This window comes from Acidimicrobiia bacterium (genome assembly GCA_016650365.1).
Lineage (GTDB): Bacteria > Actinomycetota > Acidimicrobiia > Spongiisociales > JAENVV01 > JAENVV01.
The window spans coordinates 1-4,605 of sequence record JAENVV010000118.1 but is presented as its reverse complement, the minus strand read 5'-3'; the positions used below and the strand labels follow the sequence as shown (position 1 = coordinate 4,605).

The window sequence follows — 4,605 nt, the reverse complement described above, 5'->3', positions numbered from 1 at the left end:
GGCGCCGTTTGGTGGTTGCGAATCAGCACCGTCCAATCGAAGGATCCAGTCCACCTGGCTTCGGTCAAACTGGTCCCCGGTTGGCCCCAACTGCTCGGCGGGTACATGAGCTTCGGCATCTCATATGCCCTGTTCACCATCTTTCTGGTGGCCAGCCTTGAAGAAGATCTGGGCTGGTCGGCCGCCAAGGCCTCGGCAACATTCCTCCTGTTCGGTGTCGCCATGATCCCGGGCGGGATCATCTATGGCGCCTTGTCGGATCGGCTCGGTAGACAACCTGCCATGGTGGCTGCCTACCTGGGAATGGCGTCCGCAGCGGCTCTGACGCAAACCTCAGTGCCCGGCCTCGTTATCGTCGCCGTCGTCATCTTCGGCTTGTCCTTCACCGGCGTACCAGCCGTGATTGCAGCCACCGTATCGGACTCTCTCGATCCTCGCCGTTTCGGAGCGGCCTTCGGAGCGATCACCGTCTTCTTCGGAATATCCCAGATCATCGCCCCCCAGCTGGGGGGATGGCTATTCGACACGACCGGCTCGTTCGCAACCGCCTTCTGGGTTTCAACTGCAACCGCTCTCCTGGGCGCCACATTCAGTTGGTACCTTCCCCACCGGCGGCGACACCAACCGGTGACGTAACCCTCCTAGCTGCCGTCACCAATCGTGAAGGGGACCGCCTCTGCGTGCGAAATCCCGGGCTCGACATACAGTACGCCCAGGACGTGCGATGCGCCGACTTCCAGGTTGCCGTCCGGGGTTACATAGACCCGGGATGTCCCATCGCCCTGATCGACGACCTCCTGATTATCTTCATAAAATCCGTCGACGAATACGAACGGAACCGCCCCGGTCGGAATGTCGAATTCGAAGGTTGTGATCGACGCGAACTCCGCCGGAGGATCCGACACTTCCGGGACGACGAACTGCACCAGGTCACTTCGCACGAACGGCTGCACTTTCACGGTGCCCTGGGAATCCGTAGTGACCGGAATGGCGAAGGCCCGCACCGCAGTGGTGCCTTCCTGGGAAACGGTGCCGACCCAGGTAATCAAGAAGGTAGCCGGGTCGGTGAACGGGACTGCGTTCGTGTACTTCAAGACGTCGGCGCTCGAAGCCCATGCGCCGAACCCTTCAACGAGACCGGAAAAGGATCCATCAAACGAGGCCCGACCGCCAAACGCCTCTTGGGAAGCAGGGTCGATCAAGTCCCAGGCGGTGTCGGCGTCTCCCGTCCCGAGAGCGTTTATCCATTCGTCGACGACCGCTGCCGCGGCGGCCAGTTCATCAGGGGTTGGAACGGGTACGGTGGGCTCAACGGGAACCGAGGTCGTGGAGGACAGGATGGTGGTCGTCGCGCCGGTCACGGTTGTGGATGTGCCATCCTCTGGCACGATCGTGCTTTCGTCGACAGGCGTACTTTCCTCGGTCGACACGGGCGCGGTGGTCGAAGTCGTCGCCGAAGCAGACGGCGTGTCATCTCGCAAGACGAACACCGCCACCAGAGCAATGAGCGCCACAGCGACCAACGCCAGTAGCCGGTTTGTCACCAGCTGGGCGCGGTTTCTGGACTCATCTCGCGTGGGTGGGCCACCGTTGGTTGCGTTGGTCATGTTGAACATCTCCCTGATGGAACTTCGCTCTGATGTATGACGCCGCCCGTGAGAACTTCCAAAAGCACTTGGACCGACGCCGGTGAACCCCTCCGTATGTCCGGAAGGGTCTATCTATGGTGGCAGATACTGCGCGCCACGCCGACCTGAATGGCCCAACAGGAACCTTCCGGCACTCGAGATCGTCAGATCCCCATGAAGAAACTACTGCCGTTCGTTGTCCTACTGATCATCTCCGCCTGTGCGGAACCCGGTCCTGGGGCATCGTTGTTCGTGCCTATCCAAGCCCGGTACGACCAGACCCTCGACGTCGATAGCGGCGCCCGTCTTGAGCCAGGATTAAGTGTCGGCGTGTGGCGAGCCGAGCGAACCGAAGCCGCGACAAGGCTGTGGCGAACGGTGTCGATCGGCGACGAGGCAGCCGCGGAACTCGGTGTGGTTCTGGACTTCAGCAACGACTCAGTCACCCTGACCGACGCGTATCGGCTAACCCCGGATCGCGGAACCTCACCCGAGAAGGAGCGCCTTGACGTGTCAGGTCTCAGCCTGAATCACGCGGACGAGTACGGGGTCATCAGCGGTCGACTGGCGCTGGGCGACGGGTCCGACGTCGACTTTTGGGTCGATACCGACCCGGAGTCCATTATCGAGCCCGAGATCGATCGGCCGTTTGAGATGCGACCCGGGTCGGTGATCGACGGATCCAGTTTCGCCATGGAGTACCTCGGCATCGTTGATGATTCGCGATGCCCGGCTGATGTCACCTGTATCTGGGCGGGCGAGGTATCGGTCGCATTCGCCTATGTCGACGAAGTCGGCCGGACAACCGTTACTGCCACCGGTCTGGCCACCCCCGACGGGCCGATCTACGGCACAAGCCCGACGATCGACCTCAAAGATTCACGGTATCTGGAAGTCCTCGACGTGACCGACGAGTCGGTGCGGTTGGCCGTCCGAAGCATCGAAAAATAACGGCCGAACCGGTTAAGCCTGGTTCCGCTAGGGAGGAGCCGGGGTCGTGTCGTAAACGCCGATCCACTCATCAGACCAGATCCGATCACAGAAGAGAATCCAGCTCCGCTCAGGAACTTGACTCGCTTGCAGTGACGTGCGAATTGCCCGAATTCCGGCGTCGAGATCTGCGAGGCACACATCTACGTAGGCATATCGAATTCCCTTGATGCCACCCGTGACACACCCGAGTTCGGCGTTGACCAGGACTGTGTTCAACGCGTATTCGATGTCTGCCCGGTTGTCGCTGGCGAATCCGGAATCGCCCTCTGTCAGTTCGATCTTGATGTAGAGGAATATTTCACCGTGGCGCGAAAACCGTTGGGAATCAAAGCGGATCCCGCGGTGGCAAGCTTGCCAAAGCTCGGGCGAGGCGGTGCTCGCCACGATCGCGTCTTCGGTGCCCGCATAGTCGTCGGCTTCGTGGGGTTCGAGCTGCAACACGGCCCGGCCCGCCGAACCCACCCAGACGTGGTGGGGCTCTCCCGGCAGGGTCGCCAGGATTTCACGCCGGGTGTGATCGAACGCCTCGGCCAGTTCCGGGAACGGGACACCGTCTGGCGCTCCTCTTCCGAACAGGCCCGCCGGCTTGCTAGCCGAGACCTCCCCAACCCAGCGGTTGAGTGCCTGCTCCCCCAGCAGAGCCTCGGTTGCGACGAACGCGTCGTCGCTGGCGGTGGGCGACTTTGACGAATAGTGCAGGTCGATCAGGTTGTTTTCGCCAGGTTTGAGCGACACACGAACGTCCGTCATGGAGCCCCGGGTGCGACTCTTGACCATCCCGGCGGTCGTGTCGGGGTCACTGGGCAGCCGGAGCGCATGAAACTCCCAGCCATCAATTTTCGGCGCCGTGTAAATCAGAGTTCTGACGAGTTCGGTTAGTTCATAGCGGTGCTCAGGCGTGATGACGAGGCGATGCCCGGGCTGATCCGCCGCCGGACCGAACTCCCACTTCAAGTCGGGGTGCACCTCGGCCAGGCCACCCATCCATTCGACCAGGTCCCATGACTCGTCGCCGGCTAACTGCGCATTGAGGGCGTCGGCCTTCTGTTCGAACGCCGACCACCATCGGTCGATGTCTTGTATTTTGCGATCTCGCTCGGCGAGATCGAAACCGTCGTCCAGGAATCTCCAACGCATCGGCAGTAACTGTAGGTGGCCAGTGATGGGTTTCCGAGGTTATCCGTGAGGAACCGCCCGAATTTCGTGGACGATGTAGCCGCGGCCCTGGGCGACGATCACGGGGTCGTATCGATACCGCACCCCCTGGAATTCGTAGTATCCCCGCCACACCGTGGCCGTTGAGATGATGTAATCGGCCTTCGTCTCGTAGATATGTATGGCGGCCGCTCCCTCTTCGGTGCCCGAGCCACCGTCATATATCGAAGCGGGCGAAACCGCCGTGTCGTTCATGTCGAGCACATGGTCGAACTTGGATTCGTCGACTTCCGCCAGCATGCCCCGGAACGTGCACGCGACAACGCAGTCGACGTCCCACATGACCCGGTCTACCCAGGCGACGGTGGTCAAACTCCAGATCTGACCACGACTCGAAATACTCTGCGTGTACGGACCGAGTTCGCGCGAGGAGATCTGGGAGAAGTCATACCAGAGCCACGTATCGAGGCCGGTGAGTCCATCCACCAACGGATTGACGTTCGTTTGCGTGGTTGGCACGGCCTCCTTGATGGACGCCACGTCGGTCAAGGGATCGAAGATCTCCAGGCATTCGAAGTTGAGGTCGCCGGAAATGACCACTCCCACCTCAGGGGTCTCGACCCAGTTCGTACCACCCTGCCAGTTCCAGGATCCGTCGAAGAACCAGTAGGTGGATTGCACGACGAGGACTTGTCCATAATCGCACTCGATTTCTCCGTTGACGGTTACCTGGATGAGGCGGCGTGGGTCGACCGCCAGCGCCACCATCGAATCGTCGGCTGCCGTCCAGCCATCGGTGTGGACGTCCATACAGAAGTTGAGTTGGTAG

Annotated in this window: 5 protein-coding genes; 2 read left to right on the top strand and 3 right to left on the bottom strand. The window is 61.0% G+C overall.

Annotated elements, in window-relative coordinates:
• Nucleotides 1-636 (top strand): MFS transporter (locus JJE47_07085; protein ID MBK5267183.1); only part of this gene is annotated, 636 nt, incomplete at its 5' end.
• 5 nt (nt 637-641) lie between these two features.
• On the opposite strand, the gene JJE47_07080 is transcribed toward JJE47_07085, so the two are convergent.
• Complete coding sequence (locus tag JJE47_07080; GenBank protein MBK5267182.1) at nt 642-1,607, bottom strand: hypothetical protein; 966 nt, start codon at nt 1,605-1,607, stop codon at nt 642-644.
• Between the two features lie 195 nt (nt 1,608-1,802).
• Between JJE47_07080 and JJE47_07075 the strand changes: the two genes are divergently transcribed.
• Nucleotides 1,803-2,579, top strand: a complete 777-nt coding sequence (locus JJE47_07075; protein MBK5267181.1) for a hypothetical protein — start codon at nt 1,803-1,805, stop codon at nt 2,577-2,579.
• 27 nt (nt 2,580-2,606) lie between these two features.
• On the opposite strand, the gene JJE47_07070 is transcribed toward JJE47_07075, so the two are convergent.
• Together JJE47_07070 and JJE47_07065 are read right to left on the bottom strand one after the other, a co-directional pair.
• Entirely contained in the window at nt 2,607-3,758 is a 1,152-nt protein-coding gene (locus tag JJE47_07070) for a hypothetical protein (GenBank protein ID MBK5267180.1), read from the bottom strand.
• Between the two features lie 39 nt (nt 3,759-3,797).
• The coding region (locus JJE47_07065; GenBank protein MBK5267179.1) for a hypothetical protein at nt 3,798-4,605 on the bottom strand (808 nt) is incomplete at its 5' end.